This is a genomic window from Nostoc sp. (assembly GCF_036917155.1).
In the GTDB taxonomy this organism is placed as follows: domain Bacteria; phylum Cyanobacteriota; class Cyanobacteriia; order Cyanobacteriales; family Nostocaceae; genus Nostoc.
In genome coordinates this window covers 19,052-43,681 of record NZ_JBALDZ010000147.1, presented here as the reverse complement: position 1 = coordinate 43,681, position 24,630 = coordinate 19,052, and the positions used below count along the sequence as shown (strand labels likewise).

The 24,630-nt window shown below is 42.8% G+C and carries 20 protein-coding genes and 5 pseudogenes; 8 read left to right on the top strand and 17 right to left on the bottom strand.

From position 1 onward, the window contains the following. Window positions 1-261 precede the first annotated feature (261 nt). Window positions 262-2,757, bottom strand: coding sequence for a hypothetical protein (locus V7K67_RS20030; RefSeq protein WP_334732455.1), 2,496 nt, complete (start codon window positions 2,755-2,757; stop codon window positions 262-264). A gap of 457 nt (window positions 2,758-3,214) precedes the next feature. Between V7K67_RS20030 and V7K67_RS20025 the strand changes: the two genes are divergently transcribed. Then, window positions 3,215-3,409 carry a hypothetical protein gene (locus tag V7K67_RS20025; protein WP_334732454.1) on the top strand — a complete coding sequence of 65 codons (195 nt, stop codon included), beginning with the start codon at window positions 3,215-3,217 and terminating at the stop codon, window positions 3,407-3,409. A 147-nt stretch (window positions 3,410-3,556) separates the two neighbouring features. Next, entirely contained in the window at window positions 3,557-4,459 is a 903-nt protein-coding gene (locus V7K67_RS20020; protein WP_334732453.1) for a cation diffusion facilitator family transporter, read from the top strand. A 106-nt stretch (window positions 4,460-4,565) separates the two neighbouring features. On the opposite strand, the gene V7K67_RS20015 is transcribed toward V7K67_RS20020, so the two are convergent. Both V7K67_RS20015 and guaA read right to left on the bottom strand, forming a co-directional pair. Next, complete coding sequence (locus V7K67_RS20015; protein WP_334733232.1) at window positions 4,566-4,970, bottom strand: response regulator; 405 nt, start codon at window positions 4,968-4,970, stop codon at window positions 4,566-4,568. A gap of 817 nt (window positions 4,971-5,787) precedes the next feature. Next, on the bottom strand, window positions 5,788-7,410 hold the full coding sequence (gene guaA / locus V7K67_RS20010) for a glutamine-hydrolyzing GMP synthase (protein ID WP_334733231.1): 1,623 nt from the start codon (window positions 7,408-7,410) through the stop codon (window positions 5,788-5,790). Between guaA and V7K67_RS20005 the strand changes: the two genes are divergently transcribed. Next, on the top strand, window positions 7,409-7,573 hold the full coding sequence (locus V7K67_RS20005; protein ID WP_335168061.1) for a hypothetical protein: 165 nt from the start codon (window positions 7,409-7,411) through the stop codon (window positions 7,571-7,573). The genes guaA and V7K67_RS20005 overlap by 2 nt on opposite strands. Window positions 7,574-7,638: 65 nt before the next feature. Here the strand turns inward: V7K67_RS20005 and cbiD are convergent, their stop codons facing one another. The 6 genes and pseudogenes from cbiD to V7K67_RS19980 all read right to left on the bottom strand — a co-directional run bounded on the left by cbiD (window position 7,639) and on the right by V7K67_RS19980 (window position 12,195). Beyond that, entirely contained in the window at window positions 7,639-8,772 is a 1,134-nt protein-coding gene (gene cbiD, locus V7K67_RS20000; protein ID WP_334733229.1) for a cobalt-precorrin-5B (C(1))-methyltransferase CbiD, read from the bottom strand. 294 nt (window positions 8,773-9,066) lie between these two features. Further along, window positions 9,067-9,249, bottom strand: a complete 183-nt coding sequence (locus V7K67_RS19995) for a hypothetical protein (protein WP_334733228.1) — start codon at window positions 9,247-9,249, stop codon at window positions 9,067-9,069. A 43-nt stretch (window positions 9,250-9,292) separates the two neighbouring features. Further along, window positions 9,293-9,400, bottom strand: a pseudogene (locus tag V7K67_RS34465) (DUF6887 family protein); the annotation flags it as partial. Between the two features lie 139 nt (window positions 9,401-9,539). After that, the gene (locus tag V7K67_RS19990; protein ID WP_334708320.1) at window positions 9,540-9,836 is read right to left on the bottom strand and encodes a DUF7734 family protein; all 297 of its coding nucleotides are present in this window, start codon (window positions 9,834-9,836) and stop codon (window positions 9,540-9,542) included. Continuing rightward, window positions 9,833-10,429 carry a DUF3177 family protein gene (locus tag V7K67_RS19985; RefSeq protein WP_334733227.1) on the bottom strand — a complete coding sequence of 199 codons (597 nt, stop codon included), beginning with the start codon at window positions 10,427-10,429 and terminating at the stop codon, window positions 9,833-9,835. Before V7K67_RS19985 ends, V7K67_RS19990 begins: the two co-directional genes overlap by 4 nt. 503 nt (window positions 10,430-10,932) lie before the next feature. Further along, a complete protein-coding gene (locus V7K67_RS19980) occupies window positions 10,933-12,195 on the bottom strand; it encodes an HhoA/HhoB/HtrA family serine endopeptidase (protein WP_334733226.1) in 1,263 nt (420 codons plus the stop codon). Window positions 12,196-12,705: 510 nt separating this feature from the next. Here V7K67_RS19980 and V7K67_RS19975 point away from each other — a divergent pair. Then, window positions 12,706-13,602 carry an ATP adenylyltransferase family protein gene (locus V7K67_RS19975; RefSeq protein ID WP_334733225.1) on the top strand — a complete coding sequence of 299 codons (897 nt, stop codon included), beginning with the start codon at window positions 12,706-12,708 and terminating at the stop codon, window positions 13,600-13,602. A 199-nt stretch (window positions 13,603-13,801) separates the two neighbouring features. Here V7K67_RS19975 and V7K67_RS19970 read toward each other — a convergent pair. Further along, window positions 13,802-13,930 (bottom strand): annotated as a pseudogene (locus tag V7K67_RS19970) (glucosamine-6-phosphate deaminase); the annotation flags it as partial. Window positions 13,931-14,127: 197 nt separating this feature from the next. Between V7K67_RS19970 and V7K67_RS19965 the strand changes: the two are divergent. After that, on the top strand, window positions 14,128-14,814 hold the full coding sequence (locus V7K67_RS19965) for an HAD family hydrolase (protein ID WP_335168057.1): 687 nt from the start codon (window positions 14,128-14,130) through the stop codon (window positions 14,812-14,814). Here the strand turns inward: V7K67_RS19965 and V7K67_RS19960 are convergent. Continuing rightward, window positions 14,804-15,121 carry a hypothetical protein gene (locus V7K67_RS19960; RefSeq protein ID WP_334733223.1) on the bottom strand — a complete coding sequence of 106 codons (318 nt, stop codon included), beginning with the start codon at window positions 15,119-15,121 and terminating at the stop codon, window positions 14,804-14,806. The two genes, V7K67_RS19965 and V7K67_RS19960, sit on opposite strands and share 11 nt — an antisense overlap. Window positions 15,122-15,283: 162 nt before the next feature. Here V7K67_RS19960 and V7K67_RS19955 point away from each other — a divergent pair. Continuing rightward, window positions 15,284-16,435 (top strand): annotated as a pseudogene (locus V7K67_RS19955) (aldo/keto reductase). Between the two features lie 161 nt (window positions 16,436-16,596). Here the strand turns inward: V7K67_RS19955 and V7K67_RS19950 are convergent. Next, window positions 16,597-17,223 (bottom strand): PadR family transcriptional regulator, encoded by a 627-nt coding sequence (locus tag V7K67_RS19950; protein ID WP_334706621.1) that lies wholly within the window; start codon window positions 17,221-17,223, stop codon window positions 16,597-16,599. A gap of 224 nt (window positions 17,224-17,447) precedes the next feature. Then, window positions 17,448-17,798: pseudogene (locus V7K67_RS19945) on the bottom strand (alpha/beta hydrolase); the annotation flags it as partial. Window positions 17,799-17,820: 22 nt separating this feature from the next. On the opposite strand from V7K67_RS19945, the gene V7K67_RS19940 reads away from it, so the two are divergent. Continuing rightward, on the top strand, window positions 17,821-17,979 hold the full coding sequence (locus V7K67_RS19940) for a CHAP domain-containing protein (RefSeq protein WP_334733222.1): 159 nt from the start codon (window positions 17,821-17,823) through the stop codon (window positions 17,977-17,979). A 131-nt stretch (window positions 17,980-18,110) separates the two neighbouring features. Here V7K67_RS19940 and V7K67_RS19935 read toward each other — a convergent pair whose 3' ends face one another. The 3 genes and pseudogenes from V7K67_RS19935 to V7K67_RS19925 form a co-directional block, all read right to left on the bottom strand. After that, window positions 18,111-20,471: a CBM96 family carbohydrate-binding protein gene (locus V7K67_RS19935; protein ID WP_335168056.1), complete on the bottom strand. Its 2,361-nt coding sequence runs from the start codon at window positions 20,469-20,471 to the stop codon at window positions 18,111-18,113. 948 nt (window positions 20,472-21,419) lie between these two features. Then, window positions 21,420-22,073, bottom strand: a pseudogene (locus V7K67_RS19930) (ParB/RepB/Spo0J family partition protein). Further along, window positions 22,070-22,825: a ParA family protein gene (locus V7K67_RS19925; protein WP_335168054.1), complete on the bottom strand. Its 756-nt coding sequence runs from the start codon at window positions 22,823-22,825 to the stop codon at window positions 22,070-22,072. Before V7K67_RS19925 ends, V7K67_RS19930 begins: the two are co-directional and overlap by 4 nt. A gap of 205 nt (window positions 22,826-23,030) precedes the next feature. Here V7K67_RS19925 and V7K67_RS19920 point away from each other — a divergent pair, with 205 nt between their 5' ends. Next, window positions 23,031-24,329 carry a chloride channel protein gene (locus V7K67_RS19920; RefSeq protein WP_334733219.1) on the top strand — a complete coding sequence of 433 codons (1,299 nt, stop codon included), beginning with the start codon at window positions 23,031-23,033 and terminating at the stop codon, window positions 24,327-24,329. On the opposite strand, the gene V7K67_RS19915 is transcribed toward V7K67_RS19920, so the two are convergent. Beyond that, window positions 24,330-24,629 (bottom strand): plasmid mobilization protein, encoded by a 300-nt coding sequence (locus V7K67_RS19915; protein ID WP_335168051.1) that lies wholly within the window; start codon window positions 24,627-24,629, stop codon window positions 24,330-24,332. Between the last annotated feature and the right edge of the window lies 1 nt (window position 24,630).

Sequence of the window (24,630 nt, the reverse complement as noted above, 5' to 3'; positions counted from 1 at the left end):
ATATTAGAGCCGAAGGTATCAGAATGATAAAGGCGGAAGGTGACGCTCGTTCGCCCTTGGCGTCTCCCCTTCTCCCAAAGGGAGAGGCTAACGCCAAGGGAGAAGACTCGCTAACGCTGCGCTATCAGCCGTCTCTGCTGTAGGAGGGGATGTAAGTCCTAATCTTGGGCGAAAGTCTAAGTTTCGGCATTCCCCTGTGATTACAGAAGCTCAGACTTCAGCCGCAGGCAAGTCTGAGTAGTTCACTTCCGCTCTGCGGTACTAGAGTACTGCTGGTTGGGGTTTTTGTTCTTCCAAGTCTTGTCTGTTGCGTTCTATATTTTGTAATTGTTCAGCCCCCTGATCGATTCCTCTCCTTAACCGTTCAGCAGTTTGTTGGTCAAATGGATTACGGGGAGATCCAACTTTAAATAGTACTGTGAAGACGTTATCAGTGACATTAAAGTTATTTCCAGCCGAGTCTGTTCCATAATTATATTCATTGTTAGTCCAAGACAGATTTAGCGTTGGACTATTGTAGTCTCTACCCAATTTCCATTGCACTGTAGATCCATACCGAGAGCGACTGGTATTTTCATTAATGGGGGTGTAATACGCCGAAAATCGAAGATTATTACTAAAGTTAATATCAAAGTCAACTAAAAACGTATTTCCAATGGAATTCGGTAAAACATCACCAAAATAGTTAACTAACCCAAAAGAAATAGGGCCAATATTTGTCCTCGCTCCTAGTGTGAGCGAACTGCCAGGAACAATACTCAAGGTTTGACCAATTGTCGTTTGCTGGTCAAGAGCATAATTTAACCCAGTTGAGAAAACAAGATTGCTAGTCCGACTTAAGGGTATTTTTTTGATAATACTACCTGTTAATTGACTATAGTAATCATAATCTGGGTTAACATAACCGATACCTCCCACCGAATAAGTCCAACCATTTGATGTACTGTGAGTAAAGTCTGTACCAAGATAAGCTTTAATTGTATCTCCACTAATTACACCTGCATAGTATCTCAAAACATCTGCTGTTCTTGTGATATTTCCACTAAAGCTAATATGTGGGTAATAAACGGTTTTTTCTGTAAGTTTGCTACCGTTAGCAAAATTGACATTTTGTTGAAAATCTTCTAGATAAATTTGCGCGTAAAAATTTTGCAGGGTCGCAGGAGAATAAACTGCCCCATTTACAATAGACGCTACAGCAACATTTGAGTTAACTCCTCCTTCAGCACCCGCTTGTGCCAAAATATTAATAGGTCCAGTAGGTTCATAACGAACAACTGGTTCAATACTATGGAGTACTACTGGTGAAATCCCAAACCAGATACTATTAAAACTTGCACTAGGAATTTGATTCAAACTTGTGATATTTGCTGCTGGGCTTCTCGCTTCTCCAATACCTGCCTGATAAAAGGTAAAGCTATTTACAGGAAGCCTAGTATTATTCGCAGCTAAAAATAAATTTTTGTTGATATTTGGATTAACTGAATTGGCCCCACCTTGAAGTTGTGGATTAGCATCAGGCAAAAGAAAATTACCTAGCTGCAAAGCTGAGTTAAGTAGTGTATTGTCGTCATTTAAGATTAATCCATAACCGCGAATTGTCCGACCAATAACAGCTTTTGTATCATTCGCTCTGACAACTTGTCTAACTGTCGAATAAAAAGTTGTTGGCGTATTTTCAGTACTTTCTTCTCTAGTATAAAAAGGTGTGTTTCCTTGGCTATTCCCAGGCAAAGCGCCAGCATTAGGAAAGTAGAAATCTACACCAACTCTTTGACCATTTGCTCCCATTTGAAAGCCAGGTTGACTCATAGCTGCCAAGGATGCTGGAGTCACAACATCACCCACATTAGCCGTTTGGAAAATGTGGGTTGGCACAAAAAAGTTAGGATCAATACTATTTCTGTCAGTTACCAAACCAGGAGTGTATGTACATTGCTGATTAGCAGAAGTTCCTGGAAAAAGACAAGAAGCTGTCAAACTCATTTGGATTTGTGTACCGAATAGAGTTTGTGGTTCTTTTCTCATAACTGTCACTTCTCTAGATTGTCTAACCGTTTGTAGTTGTAAATAAGTGCCTTTTTGGTCTACCGTATAAATGTTATTTCTAGTTAAACTCTCCTGAATTTGGCTATTGAGTTTAAAAATTCCATTCACATCAAATGTGACGTTGCGATCATCTCCAAAACTGCTACCTCCAAAAATCTCCCAATTTGTTAAGTGGCTAATGGGTATACCATTCAGTGGGAGAGTGGTTGTAAATGGGTTAATTCTCTCTTTAGGAGCAATTCTCGGCGGGATCTTGTAATTTGGATCAGTTGGTAGAGTTATTTGAGGTTTTTCTGTTGATGGTTTCTGGTCTAATTCTGCAACGAGGGGTAAGTCTTTTGGATTTTGAGATACTGGGGGTGTCTGCTTATTGACTAGCTCCCAAACACTAATCTCTTGAGGCGAGTTTGAAATAACTCCAGATAAGTTTGGTGTCACCTCAATTTCCACTAATTTATCAGGAGGAAAAGGTTTAGAATTACTAGCTATTGGTGCTAAGTCTGTTACTTTTGTCAAAGCTTCAAAATCGCTAAAATCTTGCTGTAATTCTACTACATCTCTTGAGGTTAATTCTGATAGTTGAGACTTATTTATAATATCTAAGTCTGAAGCAAAAGCAGATGTATATATTAAAAATACAATTTTGAATACAAGCAATGGTGATATTAGACATTTGAGTAAAAATGTATAATTAATCTTGTTTATCATTAATAAACACCTTTGGATTTAATTGGATTTTTTTTCATAGGCTTTAGAGCATATTGATCTTCTTAATCGAGCAGTATTGCAACTAATTTAATCTCCAATTAATTCTGAGTTTTTATTAATAAAACCTGCTTAGAAGCTCATGAGCATTTAAGTTGCATTAAAAGCATGGCTGGAGCCGCTTACTACAAGCGAATAATTCCGGAAAATGAATGACGATTAGCTTACTCAAATTAGGGTTGACGCTTAATATCTACTTTATTTTGGCAATAAATTTAGTAAATATACTGCAACAAAACTGTAAACGCTTTAACATATAATGGACATCGGTAAAATTCCCCTATTTAATAAAAGTTGATTGATATTTTTGAGTACTATTACTGGTGATTACTATGCAAACTTGCAAAATACCGTTATTGCATATTTAGTTGAAAAGCACGAAGATTTATAATTCATAACTATGTTTCAAGCTACTCGTCGCCGTCTTGCTCTTTGGTTCGATAGCACAACCAACCACTTATGGGACACTGTGAAGTTACAAGTGATTCTGGCACTGGAAATTAATGAAAATATTCTTGAAATTAATGCTAAAAATATGCGTTTATATGTAAAGCAATTAGTAACAGCTATCCAGCTTTTAGCTGCTGTTAATTAAAAAGAATCTCAATAAATTGCTCTAAAATATAGAGACTATAGAGATATTTAATTCTTACTGTGTAAGACTTTGATACACTTTATTTGTGTTTATTTGTATTTTGAGGTCTACATTAGAAGTCATAGAACTTGATGTGATAAATTATCTATGACTTACGATAACCGCGCCGAAGTACGAAAAGTTTTAATTATTACCCTACTGCTCAACCTGTTTGTACTGGGATTAAAAGCACTTGTGGGCTACTGGACAGGTTCTTTGAGTTTGCTAGCTGATGCTTTGCATAGTGTGACAGATAGCGCCAACAATGTTTTAGGATTAGTTGCCAGTAAATTTTCTTCTCCACAACCCGATCGCGAGCATCCCTACGGACACCACAAATTTGAAGCAGTAGGCGCTCTAGGAATTGCCTCATTTTTAGGAATAGCCTGTTTTGAAATTCTGCAAGGAGCAATTGAGCGAATTCTCAAAGGCGGTGGTGAACCTGTGAGAATCTCGCCACCTGAGTTGTGGTTATTACTAATTGTGCTGGGTGTGAATATTTTTGTGGCGTTTTATGAACGTGCTGTAGGTAAACGGGTAGGTAGCTCAATTCTCATGGCTGATGCTACACATACCATGAGCGATATTTGGGTGACAATCTCTGTAATTGCTGGCTTGATAGGAGTTTGGCTAGGTTATCAATGGATGGATTTGGTGTTAGCTTTTCCTGTGGCCTTGTTAGTATTTTGGAGTGGCTGGTCAGTTTTAAAAGAGAATTTGCCTGGGCTTGTAGATCAAATGGCGATCGCACCAGAGGCAATACATGCGATCGCAACTTCTGTTCCAGGTGTAATTAACTGTCATGCGATCGCTTCTCGCGGTGTTCTTGGTCGTCAAGTGTTCATTGAAATGCATTTAATAGTGGATGCAGCAGATGTAGAAACCGCCCACCACATCACCGAAGAAGTAGAAAGCCGATTAGAAGAACGGTTCCGTCCAGTAAGGATTTTAATTCACGTTGAGCCACCAGCATATAAGTCTGAGCAAATTAGTTTTGAAACGAAGGGATGAGGGAGTGGGGACTGGGGAGTGGGGAGATGAGGGGGATGAGGGGGATGAGGGGGACAAGAAGAATAGCTATGCCCAATGCCCAATGCCCAATTCCTGTATCTTTGTGTCAAGTTTTATAAGAAGCAACCAAATTAGCGACGATCGCAACTAGTTCTCCTGGATCAACCGGTTTAGGCACATGAGTTTGAAAGCCTGCTTCCAAAGCACGGCTACGATACTCGCTATCGCCATAAGCAGTTAAGGCGATAGCGGGTAGTTTTCCATAAATATCAGGCTTCAGCGCCCGAATCTTGCGGATAAGGGTGTAGCCATCTTCGCCAGGCATTGCAATATCACAAATCAAGACATCTGGTTGCAACTCAGGTAGTACTTTCAATGCTACCGCTGCTGATGCAACTGCCGTAATTGCGGCTCCATCAGCTTCCAACACGGTAGTAATGTAAAAACGGCTATCATCATCATCATCAACTACGAGGATGTTTAAGCCAGCAAGGGGAAGAGCAGGTTCCATAACATCTCCATAAACGTTGATTAAATGAAACTTATTTCTAATAATCTGCTTGTTATTTTTTATGTCACCATACCTTTGGTAATTTTACTGCGATCGCGCCTATTTTCCTAGACAATAACTCAATTTGTCTAGCTACCATCCAACTGATGATTAGTTATTCACTGGTATTTATGATTATTGACTAGATAAAATTATGTTAGTGTTTAAATTTCTTTATATTTAAAAAATTACCTTTCACGAATAGCTGAAGTTCTATACGACTACTATTTGATTTTTGAAAATATACGTAGTCGCATATCAAGGCTAAAATGTTACAAAAAAATTGTCGGTTGGGTGGAGGCTTTGCCAAAGCCAACATCCTGATATATGTTGGGTTGCGCTCCGCTCCACCCAACCTACGTCTCATGCACAATTTTTTTGCTTGCCACACTAGTAGGGTGCGCTACGCGAAACACTAACGCACTACAAATACTTAATTTTTTCAAAAATCAAACTGGATTGCTATAGAATAATCTTGCTGATTAATGACCGCTTTATTACTAACAGGTTTAGATATTAATCGATACTTTAAAAATTAAAAGTAGTAATACCAAAGTCAAAAAAATAGACAATACCGAAGCTTAAAACAAGTCAGTTCGGCATTGTCATTTTGAAATACAACTGAAGCAAACCCGAAGACGCTCTGCCGCAAGTCTGGAATTAGGAGTCAGAAGTAAACTAGGTTTTATCCTTGACTGTTAACTTGCAAACTGCTGTATATGAATCTCAACTAATACAACTAATCTGAATTAGATGAAAGATTCATATCAAAACTTGATTACTCCCATTCAATGGTTCCAGGCGGCTTAGATGTGATGTCATAAACCACCCGATTCACCCCTTTCACTTCATTCACAATCCGCGTGGAAATCACTTCCAGGACATCATAAGGCACTCTCGCCCAATCAGCAGTCATACCATCTTCACTGGTAACAATCCGCAAAACAATGGGGTAAGCGTAAGTACGTTGATCTCCCATAACCCCAACACTACGAATTGGCAGCAATACAGCAAATGCTTGCCAGAAATCATGATACATACCGCGTTGGTTAATTTCTTGGCGGACAATCAAATCTGCATCGCGCAAAATGTTTAATCGCTCAGATGTAACTTCCCCCAAGATGCGAATTGCCAAACCAGGCCCAGGAAAAGGTTGCCGTTGGACAATTTCTTCTGGTAAACCAATGGAACGCCCAACTTTGCGGACTTCATCTTTAAATAGTTTCCGCAGTGGTTCCACCAATTTAAATCTTAGGTCTTTGGGTAAACCACCAACATTATGATGACTCTTAATTTTCACCGCTACCCGCTCACCACTTTGGGGATCAACATTGGTGTCAGCAGATTCGATCACATCTGGATAAAGAGTCCCTTGAGCCAGATAGTCAAACTGACCGAGGCGCTTGGATGTTTCTTCAAATACACTGATAAATTCGTGTCCGATGCGGCGGCGTTTTTCTTCTGGATCTGTGATATCAGCGATCGCAGCTAAAAAGCGATCGCGAGCATTAACATACTCTACAGGAATGTGAAACTGCTCTTGAAATAGCTTTACCAATCGCTCTGGTTCATACTTTCGCATAAAGCCTTGATCGATAAACACGCAAGTCAGTTGCTCACCAATGGCTTTAGACAGCAAAAAGGCCAAAGTAGAAGAATCCACTCCACCAGACAGGGCCAGCAACACCCGCTTTTCGCCAACCCTGGCGCGAATTTCCCGAACTGCATCTTCGACAAAAGCTGCTGTTGTCCAAGTGGGTTCGCAATCGCAGATATGGTAGACAAAATTACGGATTAATGCTATTCCGCCAATAGAATGCACTACCTCTGGATGGAACTGAACCCCGTAAAGTTTCTTTTCGTGGTCGGCGATCGCAGCACAGGGAGTATTTTCGGTATGTGCCAGCAATTCAAACCCTGATGGCATTTGGGTAACTGAGTCTCCATGACTCATCCACATGGTAGTACCATCTTCGACATTAGTGAGCAAATCTGTGGGATCATCAATATATAATGAGGCTTTACCGTATTCACCTCGTTCGGCCTTTGCCACTTCCCCACCGAGTTGGTTTACCATCAGCTGCATCCCATAGCAAACACCCAAGACGGGTATTCCCAAATTCCAGATTTCTGGATCGCAATGGGGAGCCTTCTCACCATAAACCGAACTTGGACCACCAGAGAGGATGATTCCCTTAGGATTGAGTTGGCGCAAATGTTCAGAAGTAGTGCGATAAGACAAAACTTCGGAGTATACTTGAGTCTCGCGGATGCGACGGGCAATTAGCTCAGAATATTGAGAGCCAAAATCCAGAATTACAATCAATTGACGATCAAGCCGCCCAAAATTTTCCAATGTTTGGGGCGCTTGTTCAGTTGGTAGAGTCACCGCTGTATTCATGACGGAAGAGTTATATCTGTTAAGGATAAGTAGATGCTTTGTGGTCTATGGAGATGCTATTATTCAACCTGGACAGGCTGATAATGGTATAGAAAGCCTTGACAAACGCGAGTTTATGTGCGCTTATCAAGTACCGGAGTCGGAGATGGTATTAAAACGATAAATCTACCCTAGAGTGGTTACTTAAGAGATTATTTATTTGGATTGTTTACGATTATTCATAATAAATTAACATAATTTTCCCATCAACAGACCAGCAGTTTTACTCTTCACGATAATTTTGCGATCGCGATCAAAGAGAATAGAGCCGCAGATAGTTACTTTTGTGGCGCTTTCGCTATGACTTTGAATGTATTCTTGGGAACGAACATCGATAGTTTCTGCGATCGCACTGTAAACTTGATTTACCCAATCACTGCCAGTTGCAGCATCTAGGGATTTTAGATATGTTAGTGCTGCTTCAGCGGTAGCACTATTAAACACAGCTTGGATATCTGGTGATTTTAAACCTGCGATCGCACAGTGCGCTGCTAAAATTTCTCGCCGTCCATCAGCTAAGTAGTGATGGGTGTGAAAAATCCCGCCGGCTAGTTTCATCAGCTTACCGTGATAGCCAAATAATAAGATTTCTTTCACAGCCAGCACATCAGCTTCTACTAACATTGGGCCAAGCCAGTTAGCAGTTTTGACCAATTGTTCAGGATTAATCCCTAGTTTACGCGCCAAATCTAGGCCATTCTCCCCAATACAAAATACTAAAGTTTCAAAACGACTGGCTTTATTTTGTAATTCCGCCCGAAAAACGGCAAGCTGATCTGGTGTACTTAAGGGTTGAGAAATACCGGTTGTGCCTAAGAGAGAAAGTCCTTCAACCACACCAAAAGCAGAGTTTGAAGTTCTAACAGCAAGCGATCGCCCTTCGGGTAGAATAATCGTCACCGTGATTTTTTCCCCTGGTGCTAGCATTCGTTGCAAATTCTCTTGCAACAGCCTTTGAGCGTAAGCATAAATAGCCGGCTTGTCATCAGCATTTAATTGCCTACCAATCCCTTCGCCACCTTTAATAATTACTGCTTCCCCATCCTCCTCATCCCCCTCATCCCCTCTTCTCCATTCCACCAATGCCCAAATCGGTGTATCTTTAGTCAGGTCAAGATTATCACCGGGATCGCTACGGGTAATTGCCAAAACTGTATTCTCAGATAGTCCTGCTACCTGTTCAATGGGGATTTCGGCGATTTGATCTGGTTCAATTAAATCTATAGATGCTAAAGTTAGGGGTTGGCGATCGCGTAACCTGTGTAAAGCTGCAACAGCAGCAGCGCACGCAAATACCGGGAGAGTGTATCCAGAACGGGACATTTTTTAAATTTAAAAGTTAAAATAATTCTTCAAAAATAAAGACAATTTTAAAACAAGTCGCAAGTCGCAAGTCGCAAGTAAGTTTTGTGACGGGGATTTAGACCCCGACCCAAAACTTACCGGTTATTGAACCGGGGGACTTAAACCCACGGTACTTTGTTAAACGGCAATTTAGACATCAACTGTAGCTTACTTCCTTTAGAATAACGTTCCCTCTCTACCTCCCTCAATACGGTCGGCGTGCAACGGGCAATTTAGACCGTGTTTACTTTGCTGAGTTCGACGCGACCGCCTTCAAATACTTGCACCATTAGCTGATAACCCTCCATCAGGGTCAAAAGCTCCGGTTTCGATGTCGATCGCCACAATCTTACCATGATTATCTGCTTCAACCTGTGAGCGCACCTGAGATTCATAAATCTCATCGCCACGTCGAGCGAATTCTTCTTTGCTATAGCGGGGTTGGCGAACTGTCATAGAAATAGCCTCATGCTCACGCCTCTAATTTTTCTATTTTAGGCTATGGGCTTTTTGCTGCTTGAACCTTCTCATCAAAATCGGGATCGTTGGGGCTTGCAACAATCCTACGCGGACGCTGATTAATCCTGTCCAAGTATGCTTGAAAAGCAGCTTGATCTTTACAATATTTTGTTTAAAGTTTTCTCATACGTCAGTTGATAGCTAATACGATACAAACTTGCTACTTGAGCAGCAGTAGGCATTTTAGTTAATTACAGCAAAATTCCGAATTACGAATTAGTAATTAGTCAAACACCTACTTCTAATAATAGAGCTTCCATAGCTTCCCAAGAGAGTCCTTGTTGAATATAACGGGGTGCTTCAGGATTGTAAGGACTGGCTACTCGGTCAATGTTGAGGATGTTTGCCCCATCTGGTAGAACTGGTACATCTGCATCAAATGCCGTTGGACGCATCAAAGAACTGGAAAAGCCTTTGAAAATAGCAATTGTATCTTGCTCATCAGCAATTTCCACCGTTACAATTAGGACTTCTTGGGGGCGTTTAGCGGTGTATTGTTCCAGTCGCTTGCTAATGGAATTCATTGTGGTGTGGCTGAACGTCCCTGTTTGCCCAGCTTAATTAGAACAAAATAGCTTAAGTAAAGCACATAAATTACTAAACTAGTTATGCCAAGAAAACCTAAGAACTCAGCCTTGCTATTAGCATGAAAATATTCTTTGAATAGCAACGGAGCCTCGAACCAGACTTGACAATAAGAAGTCTTCAGTACATTGCCAGCAAAAGCACAACCCAAAAAAGGGATAAAGGCAAGTGTGCCCAAAAAACAATAAACAGTTGTCGCCCAGCGCCAAGAAGAAAAAATAAATTTCAAAGAACCACTGGTTTGATACTCAATTTCATCGTTGATATCCACCCAGAACCACAGCGAAATCGCGATCAAAATCCGAGCCATCAACCCAGAGATAAAGCTAACTGGATACTGGGCAATCATTAAGTAAATCGTGATTGCCACCAAGCTTGCTACTCGCCAGTATATAGTCAATAAGCGTTGTATGGCTTCCGTTTTTTGTACAAATGCCCAAATCAGAAGAATTAGCGGAATAATTACCAGGAATAATACTGATAGTCGGTAATCAATCCAGACGAAAGGGCGAAACCAAATATTATAGTCCATAGTTTTTCTCAAACAATAGATAAAAAGAAGTCAGAAGCCAGATTGAAGAAGAATTCAGAAGACAGAATTCAGGAGTCAGCAATCTTGACGCTCGATAGCGACGCGCAAAGCGAATCCTTGAGCGTCCATTTGTGAGAGGTTAAGGTCAGATACAATTTGTCAATAAGCAATAGTACTTAAAATATTGCTGAAATCGGGGTTAGAAACAGAATTTTTGATTGGGCGATGCCTAGGTTGGGCTTTGCCTACGCGTCATCTTGATACGCATCATTTATTCTTAACCCATAATTTCAGTACAACAGTTAACTTCATACCTCGGCTCTTTCCAAATTTTAAGCATAATTTCTAATTGACAAAAGTAATATTATCTTAACCTCTCACCGATGTTGAGCGTCTGACTCGCTTGCCGCCGGCGCTATCAATCGGGGATTCAAACCCGCGACTTTCTTGTTGACCAGCCTTTTCGGTCAAAATTCATTCTGTACAACGACTCACCAAAGCGATTATTGTACTTGCGTGGGGAAAGCGCCAGGTTGCACAGCTATGTTAATATTCTGCCCATTGCGACTTAATTCCATACGTAAATCGCCTCCAACTTGGCTATTTTCTACTGCCTTTTGGACACTGCTGGCATCTGTAACTGCTTGATTGCCAAGCTTTTGGATCACATCACCAGCACGTATCCCTGCTTTAGCAGCTGGTGAATTTGGGACAACTTTCACAACTAATACACCTTTATCTTCACTCACACTCAAACCGCTATTGGGATCTGAGTTGATATTTTGTTTGAGTTGAGGCGTTAACCCCACCATCTGAATTCCCAAATAAGGATGTTGTACTTTGCCTGTAGCTATTAATTGACTAGAAATGTGTTGTGCTGTGTTGATGGGAATAGCAAACCCTAATCCTTGTGCCCCTTGAATAATGGCTGTATTCATGGCAATTACCTCGCCACGGGCGTTTAGTAGAGGCCCACCAGAGTTACCAGGATTAATCGCTGCGTCGGTTTGAATATACTCGACTCGCTTATCGGGAGCGCCGATTAGATTGCTACTGCGTCCGGTAGCGCTGATAATTCCGGTAGTTACTGTATTATCCAGTCCAAGAGGGTTGCCGATCGCGATCGCCCATTCTCCGGGTTGCAGCTGATCTGAGTTACCCAAAGCTACTAACGGTAGATTATCTGCCTGAATCTTGACAACAGCAACATCAGTCAACTCGTCTTTTCCTAACACCTTTCCTTTAAAGCTACGCCCATCCTTGAGTGTAACTGTCACCGTATCAGCACCATCGACTACGTGGGCATTGGTAAGAATACGACCATCAGCACTAATAATAAAACCTGAACCAGTACCCCGTTCTACCCGATTCTGTTGCTCTGGCATTTGAGAGCCAAAGAAGCGTTGGAAAATTGGATCGTTAAATTCATCTGGTAACTGGGTTTTTATGGTTCGTGAAGAGTCAATTCGCACCACAGCTGGCCCAACCTTTTGCACCACTTGTGTAACAAAGTTAGGATCTGCACCTGCTGCTAATGGAGGAGCAGCACTGACTCGACTCACCGCCAAATTAGATGCAGTCTCAGACACCTGCTGAGAATGTCCAGCCATATAGCCACCTGCCAATGTCATACCTGATCCCAATAACACCAGCGATAGAGAGGCTGCCGCCTTTTTCCAGGGCGCTCGATTATGGTATTTGGTGTCAGCGGTGTTGGATAAAATGCTATCTGATGGGTTTTCTCCATCGTGAGATTGGTTTTGCATTGCTGTCTGGAAGGATATTTAGATGTATTACTAATGTAGATATTATTTATGACAGTTTTGTTGCAGGGGTATTGCGTTATTGTGAAAGGTTTGGTACTTTGCTTACCGCATCCCACCTGATACAGAAAGGCAGGGGATAGGGGAAAAACTATTAATAGTCATAGGACTTACGCAAAAATTGCTAAAAAGCTTAATTTATCGAACCGCCTTCTCTTCGAGAGGCTGACGCCAACGCGCAGCGTCTCGTAGAGAAGACGCCAAGAGCGCCGAGAATTCGTAGAGTGTGCGTAACTCCTAACCCGCATTTCTCACAAGTTTGAAATGCAGAGGGGCAGAGGGGCAGAGGGGCGGAGGGGATTGAACTTGGCACATTGAACTCTCCTCTGCTCCCCTGCTCCCCTGCACAAGCACAGGCTTTGAGCATTGGTGAGAAATCCGGGCTAAGTCATTTTTAGGGGCGCACAGATGTACACTCCGATTGCGTGTTATATCCATATCTGAAGGAATAAAATGGCACAGGGTAAAATCTTACTTCAACCTGGTACTTTATGGACAAGTGTCAAAAAACAGACAGAACATGCTTTGCAATGCGGGGCGTTGCTATCAATACCGACGGAGTTTGAATTTGTCGAACAGGATAACGTGCGCTTTTTAGTCCGGATTTTGTCTAACCTGAATCGCAAAAAAGCAGCCGACGAAAAACAGAAAAAACAATCTGTGAAGTCTGGTCAAGAGTTTAATCCTTTTTTGCCCTACGAAGAAGATTTATTTGTGGCAGATATTTCTGATACTCATTTATGTATTTTAAATAAATTCAATGTTGTTGATTATCACCAGCTAATCATCACCCGTAGCTTTGAGGAACAGGAAAGCTTACTCACTCTGGAAGATTTTGCAGCAATGTGGGTGTGTTTGGCTGATTTCGATGGTCTAGTATTTTACAACAGTGGCAAAACCGCAGGTGCTAGTCAGCGACACAAACACTTGCAATTAGTTCCTCTACCACTTGCACCTGAAGGGCCACAGATGCCTATTGAACCTCTGCTGAAGTCTGCACAATTTCAGAACTTGAATACAACTTCACCAAAACTTCCTTTTGCACACGCTTTCGCACCACTAAATTCCAATTGGGTACAGTTGCCATTTACAGGGGCACAAGAAACGCTGGAAGTTTATCGCGCTTTGCGTCAGGCTGTGGGTTTAGATGCAAAGCAATCTGGTGCTTACAATCTGTTAGTGACACGAGAATGGATGTTGATTGTACCGCGATCGCAGGAGCATTTCCAATCGATCTCTGTGAATTCATTAGGATTCGCTGGTGCTTTGCTAGTGCGGAATGCAGCAGAAATGGAAATTCTCAAAGCCCAAGGGCCGATGACCATCCTCAAAAATGTTGCTGTATCCTAATTACATACATTGGAGGAGACAGTCAAAAATCTGTTGCAGTCGTTGGGGAAGCGGGATAGCCCTTATCTGACTGTCGTGGAAGAGAAAATGTTAAGCGTTTTGGAGTCGAAATACGAGGGAAGATAGCCCCTGAACAATTTTGGCAATTTGGCATCCAATGTCTTTGGGTTGCAGTTTCAATACAGCGGCTATCTCTTGCTTGTTGCTTAAGAACTTGCTGTAAATGCTTTTGGGTGATTTCGGCAACATCCTGGGCCATTTCGACTTCAGTGTTGTAAATCTGCACCAGTAAATCATCAACACGAAAAAAGTTTGTCGCGGCTAGCATTTGCTTACACATAAGGTGATCAATTGTACGGCAGTTTGTTGAGATGTTCTACCTGTCTGTCCTTACATGCCCTATTAAGTATAGATTTTCGGATTTAGCAGATTAATTCGCGACTTTTTCCTGTAAGGAAAAAATACAAAAAACCATGTAAAATATTTAAATTAAGTTAACAATTATTTACATTTTACCAAAAAATTATGCTGGCTGCAATTCTCTTTGACCTAGACGGCACTATTGTCAACACTGACCCCATACACTACCGAGCTTGGCAGGAAATGCTGTTAAATTACAGCATAGAAATTGACGAAACATTTTATAAATCCCGAATTAGTGGTGGGCTAAATCCAGAAATTGTTAAGGACATTCTGCCACAATTATCAGCAGTAGAAGGGCAAAAATTTGCAGATGAAAAAGAGGCACTTTTCCGCAAACTTGCCTCGCATCTTAAACCGCTGAGTGGATTTTCGGAATTACTAGAATGGACAGATACACATCAATTAAAACGAGCATTAGTAACTAATGCCCCGAGATTAAATGCAGAATTTATGCTAGAGGTTTTGGGAATCAAAGAAGCGTTTCATACAGTTGTTTTGGCGGATGATTGTATTGCAGGTAAACCTGATCCTGCACCCTACCAAGTTGCTTTGAATAAGTTGGGTATTCAAGCAGGAGATGCGATCGCTTTAGAAGACTCTCCCTCTGGTATTCGTTCAGCAGTGAGCGCAGATATCCGCACCATTGGCATCGCTTCCACTCACGATCCGCAAGTTTTGCAGTCAGTCGGCGCATTTATGGCAATTCCAGATTTTACTGATTTACAGTTGTGGACATTCCTGAACTTACTCATTCAGCAAGATCCAAGTGTGATCGCTTCTAATTTTTGAGGGTATTGGGCATTGGGAAACCCGAATTTCTCACGCTTTTGGGTGGGGAGGTGTGGAGGTGCTGCGTTGCACAAAGCGCTCGATATGAAGCGCAGTGTCTCAATTCCTCCTCATTCTCCCCACACCCCTCAATTTCTCGCTTGTGAGAAATCCAGGATACGCGCTTCACGAGCGATCGCCTTTGCAATCGATCAACCGGATGACGTTGGTGTGAACGAGATAATTGTCCGCCCCACTGCCAGCCCATATTAAATCGATTATGACTGACGCAGAGAATTTCAAACCCAGCAAATACTAGTGCCCGCATTTCTCACAAGTTTGAAATGCAGAGGGGCAGAGGGGCAGAGGGGCGGAGGGGCAGAGGGGAAAGAACTTGTACAATAACTCTCCTCTGCTCCCCTGCTCCCCTGCACAAGCACAGGCTTTGAGCATTGGTGAGAAATCCGGGTAGTGGTGTGTCAAGGTTAAAATGTTGCAAAAAAATTGTCGGTTGGGTGGAGGCTTTGCCAAAGCCAACATCCTTATATATGTTGGGTTGCGCTCCGCTCCACCCAACCTACGTCTCATGCACAATTTTTTTGCTTGCCACGCCACTAGAAGCAAAACAACTGAAAATTTAAATATGACTACACAAAATCAAATTCAACCTCGCCAACTTGGTTCCACTGGACTAACTGTTTTCCCCATAGCTCTTGGATGTATGGGCATGTCCGGTATATATGGTGTAGCAGACGAGAACGAAAGCATTGCAACTATCCAAGCCGCACTCGACGACGGGATTACATTGTTGGATACTGGCGATTTCTATGCCAGTGGGCACAATGAAATGTTAATTGGTCGAGCAATCAAGGATCGTCGAGATCAAGCACTGGTTTCTGTGAAATTCGGCGCTTTACGCACTCCTGATGGCGGATGGATTGGTATAGATACCCGTCCCGCTTCGGTGAAAAACTTTGTAGCTTATAGTCTTAACCGATTGGGAGTAGACCACATTGACATCTACCGCCCGGCTTGATTAGACCCACAAGTTCCCATTGAAGACACCATCGGTGCGATCGCCGAGCTAGTTAAAGCTGGTTATATCCGATACATTGGTTTATCGGAGGTGGGAGCGGACACTATTCGCCGTGCCCATGCCATCCACCCCATCACTGACTTGCAAATCGAATACTCCTTGATTACCCGTAATCCTGAGAGCGAGATTTTTCCTGTACTGGAAGAACTTGGCATTGGCGTAACTGCCTATGGCGTGCTTTCGCGAGGACTGCTGAGTGGTTCCACTCCAGCCACACAAGGAGACATCCGTGCCTACTTGCCACGCTTCAGCAAAGAAAACCTTGCCCAGAACCAACGCCTAATTGAAGAACTAAAGAAAATTGCCGCTGAGAAAGGAATTCTCCCTTCACAGTTGGCTATTGCCTGGGTACTTGCAAAAGGCAAAAATATTGTGCCGGTTATCGGCGCACGCAAGCGCACCCAACTTGCCGAATCGTTGGCGGCTCTAGATGTGAACCTATCCCCAGAAGACTTAACCCGCATCGAAGCAGCAATTCCCGCATCAGCGATCGCAGGCACTCGTTATGATGAACATCAAATGAAGATGCTAGACAGCGAACGCTAATGCTATTAACAGCGCAAACAAAGACTAGAGGGTTTGTAGTAAGCAGTTTAGTACTGATAAAATAGGACTAAAGTCCTTACTACGAGCCTGTCAATAAATAATTGATGGATAAATTCCTTGTAGAGACGGCGATTTATCGCGTCTCTCTAACTCTAACCGTCTTATTTCTCAGCCAGAATCGCGTAAATTTCCCGTTTAACTTGCTCTAAAAGCTCACGCACCCGATTTATCCGCTCCATATTGCCACTACGAGCAACCTGCACCACCGCAGCAGCTAATTCTGTGGCGGCATTCCGCAACTCAATAAACTCTTGGGGCTTACCTGTAACGAAACTTTTAAAGGTATCCCAAGGTGAGTCTGAAGGTTCTTGTTGGGTACGTTCTGCTAATAATTGTCTACCCTCATCCGTAATCGTGTAAATCCGCTTACCACCTTCCTGTGCGCTCTTGAGATAACCGCCTTCCTCCAGTAATTGGAGTGTTGGATACACCGAGCCAGGACTGAGGCGACGGAAACCACCATAGCGAGTTTCCATCTCTTTAATCAGATCGTAACCATGACTAGGATGCTCGGATAACAATTCCAGCAGGATGAACTTGATGTCACCCCGACGAGTCCGGTGTTCATCTCCCCAACCACGACCAAACATTTCATGGCCAAAGTGTTTCTCATGATGTCTGCCATGATGCTTGTCATGGCCAAACCAAGACCTGACAAGCAATGAATCCTCTTCGCTAACTCCTGCCCATGCAGGTGCGCCAAAACGTGACCGAAAGTGTCTAAACATAAGTAAATCTCAAATCAACTTTCTCTAATATACGATATATCGGAATATATCGCGATATATCGGAATAGAATTTTGATGAAGATTTGTGAAGTAATACCAATTTGAAAAATGATTGCAACAGATGAATTCACGCCAAGCCAGACGCACCAAGGCAATTCCCAATCCAAAATCTAAAATCCAAAATGGTACAAGCAACCCTGCCAACACCGTAAGGGATAGCCAAGCTAGTCGAAGTTGTTCAAATAGCGAGGAGTCTGCATCTGTTGGACAAAAGACTCTACCAACTGCAAATATTGTGAACCAGCAACTACTGCGGTATTGTTGTGATCTGCTCCTGGAACCAACAATAGTTGCTTTGGTTCGGGTGCAGCAGCATAAAGTTTTTCACTCATGAAAGAGGGTACAGTCGAATCAGCAGCGCCATGAATGAATAAAACTGGCATTTTTAAATTTGGCAATTTTTTAATGGATTCAAACCGCTGTGTCAAGATTAAATCCACCGGAAACATCCAAAACATATTTCGATAAGTGATTAAATCGCGGATGGATGTAAAAGAGCTTTCCACGATTAAACCTCAACCGGGCGCGATTGTGGTCATGGAACGCTCTTTTTCTGGTGCTAATATAACCTATGGTCATGTCGGCATTGTTGAGAGTATTTTTCCTGATGGGCGGATCAATGTCCGTGGCGCAAATCAAAGTGTTGGTACTTCTCTATTTAATGAAGCTGGTTGCTCTAATACCCGATACCAATAATCACTCTTTACTCCCCCAGCCTCCCCAGCTTTACAAGCGTGCCATTCGTGTCTAAATGCTTATCAGTTATTTACTATTTACAACTTCAAGTTTGAACACTCCAGCTAACTAGAATTAGTTTTCGGACAGATTTAAGGATTGATTACAAGCTGTGGTTGATTGACACTAGCCTCACGAGACTTAAGGTTGATATTAGTACCAGCATTGTTCTGACTGTGCAAGGCAAAGCTAATTGCAGTCGCGCCGCCAGACCTCTGCGTTTGCACATAATTGGTAACGTCAAATTCATACCAGATATACTGAGTTCCATTAACTAAAATGGAAGTTGGATTGAGCGGCGATGTGCCAAATCCAGGCTGATTGTTCCAGGTCATCGTGTTCTCTGACCAGAGTGGGGTCGATGTAAAAACATCTAATGGCACGCTCGTGCCATCGTTCGTATCGACGCAGATGCGTAGTGTTGCCCGATTGACGCTACTGACTCCGTTAAGGCTGAATGCAAAGTAAGCGTTGCGATTCAAACCAGTATTAGAAGTAGTCTTCACTTGAAGCGTACTGACAGTGCCAAAGTTGGTGTTAGCATAAGTTCCATCACGAACATAGGTGTCGGCAGTTGGAGTTAGCACTGTGGGATCGGTAGCAGGCAGTCCGAAAGCTTGAATGCGGTCAGTACCAACGAAAACTGTTCCATGTGCAATAGTTGGCGTGCTATACTTCCCACCAACCTGAAGTTGTGCTTCGTCCCGATTCCAAGTCGTTGGATTACTCCAGACATTCCAGGAATTGGCGCTATTCCAGAGCAGGGAGAGATCGTTACCATCAATCGCATAAAGAATTGGATGCGGCGTCGTGGGACTCACTAATGAGTCTGAGCGTCGCACATTCGCCGCCAATACCCAAACAAGCGGGTTGTTGCTTCCGTTGCTTGTGACTACTGGTGCGCCAGGTGAAAGAAACAGCAGATTATTGTTACTCAAATCGTTGATTAGATAAGGCCAACGCCCTGAAGCTCCATTGTTATAACCACCAGATGGGGAAACACGCAATCGCACGATAGATGGGGGCACACTATTTGTTGTTGCACCACCATCGCTACCAGTTGTCTTGCTAACACCTGAGACATACAAATAGTCAGTAGTACCGTTATTAAAATAAGCTGGCGTACTACGCATCTTTGCATATTCCGAATTCCCACGCAAACTGGAATCGGGACTGAATACATTCAATGGATGAGCAGTAGGCGAGGCAAGTAATGACTTCTCTGGAGAACTGGTTGCAGAACGGTTAGTCAAGCTACCTGGAAGCAACACCCGATTAAGTAGGTAAATTGTCCCTTGCTTGCCACCAAAGGCAACCAGTTTTGGTGCATCTGTCGTGGCTGGATTGAGGTCAATCACGACGGGAGAACTACCACCAACATCAATATCACCAATCTCTAAGCTGATATAGTTGCTAGGTGTATAAGTGCCTGTCAGCATACTCAGCGGCGAGTCAAACTTTAGCAGTGATTCACCCCAATTATTGGCGGTAGTATCATAAGTCGGGTGGCTACTGTTTCCCGTTGTTACATAAATATTCTTATCGCTATCGATGCTGACACCGCCTGCACCCCACATTCCGGCGTTAACCGTTCTGGACGACTGTCCACCAGAAAAGGCGCTGAGAATCGTTGCCTTAGCAGTGTCGATCACAACTAACCAACCAGCAGCAGTGTCGTTATAGCCGCCAAATGGAATGTAAAGTTTGCTACCAAGAGAACTAATATTGAGCGCTCCGCGCTGTGACATTAAAGTTGCTGCCTCAAAGGTTGCCTTCCCGTTGCCACCGTTTTTGTTGATGTTGTTTGTGTTTAACGCACTATTGTTGATTGGAATACCTGTAGTCGGCCAACCTGGAATAGTCGCACCGTTACTCAGATTGAGAGCAAAGACGCGCCACTCTCCGCCTGCACCATTGTCAACGACGCTAGCGACGTAAAGCCGCCCTGGAGAGTAGTTAGTACGGTCGATCACTGGGGTACTCAGGACACCCATTGGGATTGGACCTTCAAGAAGCGAGGAGGTTGGTACAACGACGGGTTTCCCTAGATTGGTGTGCCAGAGGATTGTACCAGCCGCAACACTACCATTTGCAAATGCATTGACTGCATAGATATCGCCGTTATTAGTTGCAGCAAATACGACGTTGAAGGTTCCAGTGAAAGAACCAGTGGAAATGAAAACATTATCGGCATAGAGTGGTGTCGCGTAGAGATGAGGCGCATAGCTGGTTCCACCAATAGTTACACTGTTAAAACGCGATGAGTCCCAAAGACGACTAAAACCACCATTGCGAACTACGGTGGGAGTAAGAATTGTCTCTGCATTATTCCAGCCTTGACGTTGACGATTGCCATGAAACATCAGAGTGTCTTGGGCCTGTACCGGAAGGCTTTGGAGAACTCCGACAGATAAAAGAGTTGTAAATAGAGAATGACGAATCCAAGAAAGCATAATAGCCTCCAAGAAAATGTGAAGTATTAAGCGGTAAAATCTTACAAAATGAACATTACTGTGATAAATGCCTCTTCTTACTCCCGACGTTTCATACCTAAAAATCGAGTAGAAAAAAATCTTGGACTTATTGGCATTGTTAGAGAAAAAAGAAATTTATTCATGACCACATTTATTTTACCAAGCCCCTTCGGGGCGGGAACAGGGAACTCTTAACAGGGAACAGAAAAAAAATTAGCCCCGAATACAGGGTTTAAAGCCCCTAAATTTATTTATGAAAAGAGATAAAAATATTTGAAACGAGATGGCGTCAGCCACGATGTTTCAATGTGTCCTTGTACAAATCCCCTGATTTTAATTATGGGGATTTCCCTGTTGCCTGTTGCCCGTTCCCTGTTCCCTTTTAAATTTTCTTGTTTTTTCCAAACCTGTAACCCAAACCTCTACACCCAGACATGGCAAGCATTTCACATTATCAAGCGTGCCATTCGACTCAAAGCTCTTTCTCTTTAAGCTTTATCCTTTTTCTTCTTGTATAAGGACGTTGAAAGACAACAGTACAAATTAGCACTGCTACTTCAATAGCGTTTTGAAAAGAGATTATTTGTAAATGGATAGCTTTCTATTCAACTTCTGACCTAATAAAGATTAGCTCTTCTAGAAGTGGAAATCTGAAGTCAGTTAATTGCTTTAATAGGAATGGAACATGGAGTCATGCAAGGCATATATTAACATTTACTGCTGCTTACTTTGCATGGCTAGAGTTAGCAGAATAAAAGTATGCCTAAAATGGCATCTTTATTCCACTTCTTACAGATTTTTAATCTATATCATCACGGTTTGAAACACTTTAATAATTAAGAAAATGCTTTCAACCTAGCCGAGGTTTTAGCTATCTTTAACTGAACTCTAAATATAGTAACTGACTTATTTATCCCATTTTCACGTTTATATGGTATCACTAATATGGATTAAAATAAGGTTAAGTTTTAGATATTTTTGTAAAAATTGCCTGCACAGTAATTGTGAAGTAACGGCGCCCATAACGTTATGGGTAGGCTCAACACTATCAACAACGGTTTCGCCCATAACGTTATGGCTAACTGTAGATGCTTTATAATGTTGGCGTTGTAGACGATACAGTAATGGGGGTATCTCCTCAACACTTCGACCTAGTTTGAGAGCCAGCAGTTGCAGTATACCTTCAGTTTCTTCAACTGGGTTGAGGTCTTCCCGAAGTAAGTTTTCTAGAAGTGCAAATTGAAAAGCTGCGTTGTCGTCTAACTCTCTAATGACGACGGGGACAACTTTTAGCCCAATACTTGAGGCAGCACGATAGCGGCGTTCTCCTGCGACTCATTCATGTTTTTCTCCATCCAGGGGACGTACTAAAATGGGTTGCAGAATGCTATGCTGTTTGATGGATTCAGTTAACTGCTTTAACGCTTCGGAGTCAAAATAACGGCGCGGTTGATTCGGCGGCAGAGCAATCTGGTCTAATGGCAGGGACACTTGAGAATCGGCATTGTTTATGCCTGTAGTGTCCCAAGGTACATCAATTTTGCTTTTAAGGGGCTGGCTGGCTTTAGTAGTGCGTCTCATTTTAAGGATTCTAAACTAACGGCTATTTTTTTTAAGATGGCGACAGATGGGTGCTTGGGTTCGTAAACTGCAAGGGGCATTCGTTCTTCTGAAGCATCAACAAAAGCAGTGGAGCGAGGAATCGGGGCAAAGACAGTTCCGGCGCTGGCTAGTTGTTCGGTGATGGCTGCTAGGGTGCGAGTGTCTTGGGAGTTACGGGCATCGTACTTGGTGGGTACAAACCCAGCTATTTGTAGTTTACGGTTAGCTTTCTTACGAACTGTGTCCACTGTTTTTAAGAGTTCGCCTGTTCCCTCAAAGGCTTTGAAATGGGTTTCCAGGGGAACAAGAATATGAGTAGCGGCTACAAGCGAGAGGTAAGAAAGTAGCCCTAAGCTGGGAGGGCAATCTATTAAGATGAAATCGTAATCTTGTTCAACTGGTTCAATAGTTTCTCTTAAGCGGAAATCGCGCATAGCAACAGTAACCAATTGCATTTCTGCCGTACTCAAAGAAATGTTAGCCGGGGCTAAATCCATGCTATGAATGCCCGATATTATTGGTAGGGGTTGCTCATCTATAATGGCATTGTTGACAGTTCGCTCTAATTCTCTGGGAACCTTGCCCATAAAAATGGTTAAGCTGGCTTGGGGGTCTATGTCGATGAGCAGGACGCGATGACCCAGTTGTGCTAGGTGGTAGCCCAGGTTTTGGGTAAGGGTGGTTTTGGCAACACCTCCCGCCTGATTAAAAACTGCGATGATTCGGCTCATAAGTGAGTTGGTTTACCTGCACCGTTACAACATAAGATAACGGTAAGAAGCCAAAAGGCAATGTTTATTTTGTTTTGGTATGCTGAATTATCCAGAAATACTAGCATCTATGAAGCAATTATCTTTATCCATTGTGAACGAAATAGCCTTTACGATCAAAAACGTAATATTCTATATTCTTCGTTTCACAAATAGGAAATAAGCTGTGTTCCCAAAAAAGCCCACCGCTACCAATCAAACTCAACGCTGGACATTTGCCCAACTTTTTGGACTGGTAAAACGTAATCCCTTGATGATTTCGCAGTGGCTAATCCTCTGGGTAGCTGTGGGCACTGCTGGTGGTCTATTTGCTGCGTTGTACTGGAATGTTTTAGAACTTTTAACTCACCAGCTGCAACGATTTGAAGGTTTTAGCCTCCTGATCGTGATGCCACTAGCCGGTTTAGTTATCGGGCTGGTGATTCATTTCCTGGGAAATCCCGGTGAAATTGCCGTGATTGTTGATAATATCCATTTTCGCGGCGGACGCTTAGATTCTCGCAAAAATCCCTCAATGATTCTTGCCTCTCTAATCAGCATATCGGCAGGTGGTAGTGCTGGGCCAGAAGCACCACTAGTACAAGTAACAGGTTCTTTTGGTACTTGGGTTGCCGATCGCTTAAAACTCCAGGGTGAAGACCTCAGAACTATCAGTTTAGCAGCGATGGCGGCGGGCTTCACCGCTTTATTTGGCGCACCTCTTGGCGGTGCAATGTTTGCCCTGGAGATTTTACACCATGAGCAGATTGTGGAATATTATGAAGCCTTGATGCCAGCCATTGTTTCAAGTTGCGCTAGTTATCTGGTATTTGCAGCAATTACACATTTGGGAATTGCACCCACTTGGCATTTTCCCCAATACCACCTAGAAAAGATCGATGATTTTGCGATCGCTATCATATTCGGAATCATTGGGGCGGTGGTGGGATGGATTTTTATAGGCATTTTTCGTGGCTGCGATCGCTTGTTTGCTCGAATTCCCGGCCCCATTTATGTACGCACAACATTAGCAGGATTTGCGCTTGGTACTTTAGCAGTTTTATTACCCCTAACCCGTTATTTTGGACATGAAGAATTAGAGTCAGTCCTTACTACTAACTTTGGTGCTATTTTTCTCTTAACTCTTGCTCTTGGTAAAATGGCTGCCATTAGCTTGACGGTAACTGGTGGGTGGCGCGGTGGATTCATCATCCCCCTGTTTTTCACTGGTGCTTGTATTGGTAAAGCAGTAGTAATCTTAATTCCGGGGCTTAATTCCACTCTTGCCATGATTTGTACAATGGCGGCTCTGAATGCAGCCGTAACACGTACACCTATAAGTACGACTTTGCTACTGTCAAAGCTGACTAATTTAAGTCCTTTTACACCAATCCTTTTTGCCAGTTTAATTGGATTTTTTCTTGCGCCCAAAATTCCCCTGATTGCATCTCAACTGAAGTCCCAGAGAGAAGTTAGTGAATTGTAGCTAGGGTGCTGTGTTAGTTGCCTTGACAAGTTGGTTTAAGTTGTTGCCAATTTGTCCTAATTCCCAATATGTTTGTAGGCTAATTTTACTCAACCGTTTGGGTAATGGACGCATCAACGCATTGCGTCTCATCAGTTCACTCGCTGACATTCCCGCGTCTTGTGATTTAATCCGAATCATATCCAGTTCGATGTCGCTTAACCTCACTGGAAAAATATGATTTCGGATTAGAGCTTTTGACTGCTTGCGATTCGCCATAAGTCGAGAAGATATCGGGACATTGCGAGGGGGGTTTTTCAAG

What these genes read in the sequence shown, in the direction of transcription:
- cbiD (WP_334733229.1), bottom strand. Translation starts at nt 8,772, where the DNA reads ATGTCCCGTTCTGGATACACTCTCCCGGTATTTGCGTGCGCTGCTGCT.
- V7K67_RS19960 (WP_334733223.1), bottom strand. Translation starts at nt 15,121, where the DNA reads ATGCGGGCACTAGTATTTGCTGGGTTTGAAATTCTCTGCGTCAGTCAT.
- V7K67_RS20005 (WP_335168061.1), top strand. Translation starts at nt 7,409, where the DNA reads ATGACGGAAGAGTTATATCTGTTAAGGATAAGTAGATGCTTTGTGGTC.
- V7K67_RS19925 (WP_335168054.1), bottom strand. Translation starts at nt 22,825, where the DNA reads ATGAGCCGAATCATCGCAGTTTTTAATCAGGCGGGAGGTGTTGCCAAA.
- V7K67_RS19950 (WP_334706621.1), bottom strand. Translation starts at nt 17,223, where the DNA reads ATGTTTAGACACTTTCGGTCACGTTTTGGCGCACCTGCATGGGCAGGA.
- V7K67_RS20025 (WP_334732454.1), top strand. Translation starts at nt 3,215, where the DNA reads ATGTTTCAAGCTACTCGTCGCCGTCTTGCTCTTTGGTTCGATAGCACA.
- V7K67_RS19985 (WP_334733227.1), bottom strand. Translation starts at nt 10,429, where the DNA reads ATGGACTATAATATTTGGTTTCGCCCTTTCGTCTGGATTGATTACCGA.
- V7K67_RS19980 (WP_334733226.1), bottom strand. Translation starts at nt 12,195, where the DNA reads ATGCAAAACCAATCTCACGATGGAGAAAACCCATCAGATAGCATTTTA.
- V7K67_RS20015 (WP_334733232.1), bottom strand. Translation starts at nt 4,970, where the DNA reads ATGGAACCTGCTCTTCCCCTTGCTGGCTTAAACATCCTCGTAGTTGAT.
- V7K67_RS19940 (WP_334733222.1), top strand. Translation starts at nt 17,821, where the DNA reads ATGGAACGCTCTTTTTCTGGTGCTAATATAACCTATGGTCATGTCGGC.
- V7K67_RS19935 (WP_335168056.1), bottom strand. Translation starts at nt 20,471, where the DNA reads ATGCTTTCTTGGATTCGTCATTCTCTATTTACAACTCTTTTATCTGTC.
- V7K67_RS19990 (WP_334708320.1), bottom strand. Translation starts at nt 9,836, where the DNA reads ATGAATTCCATTAGCAAGCGACTGGAACAATACACCGCTAAACGCCCC.
- V7K67_RS19975 (WP_334733225.1), top strand. Translation starts at nt 12,706, where the DNA reads ATGGCACAGGGTAAAATCTTACTTCAACCTGGTACTTTATGGACAAGT.
- V7K67_RS19995 (WP_334733228.1), bottom strand. Translation starts at nt 9,249, where the DNA reads ATGACAGTTCGCCAACCCCGCTATAGCAAAGAAGAATTCGCTCGACGT.
- guaA (WP_334733231.1), bottom strand. Translation starts at nt 7,410, where the DNA reads ATGAATACAGCGGTGACTCTACCAACTGAACAAGCGCCCCAAACATTG.
- V7K67_RS20030 (WP_334732455.1), bottom strand. Translation starts at nt 2,757, where the DNA reads ATGATAAACAAGATTAATTATACATTTTTACTCAAATGTCTAATATCA.
- V7K67_RS19965 (WP_335168057.1), top strand. Translation starts at nt 14,128, where the DNA reads ATGCTGGCTGCAATTCTCTTTGACCTAGACGGCACTATTGTCAACACT.
- V7K67_RS20020 (WP_334732453.1), top strand. Translation starts at nt 3,557, where the DNA reads ATGACTTACGATAACCGCGCCGAAGTACGAAAAGTTTTAATTATTACC.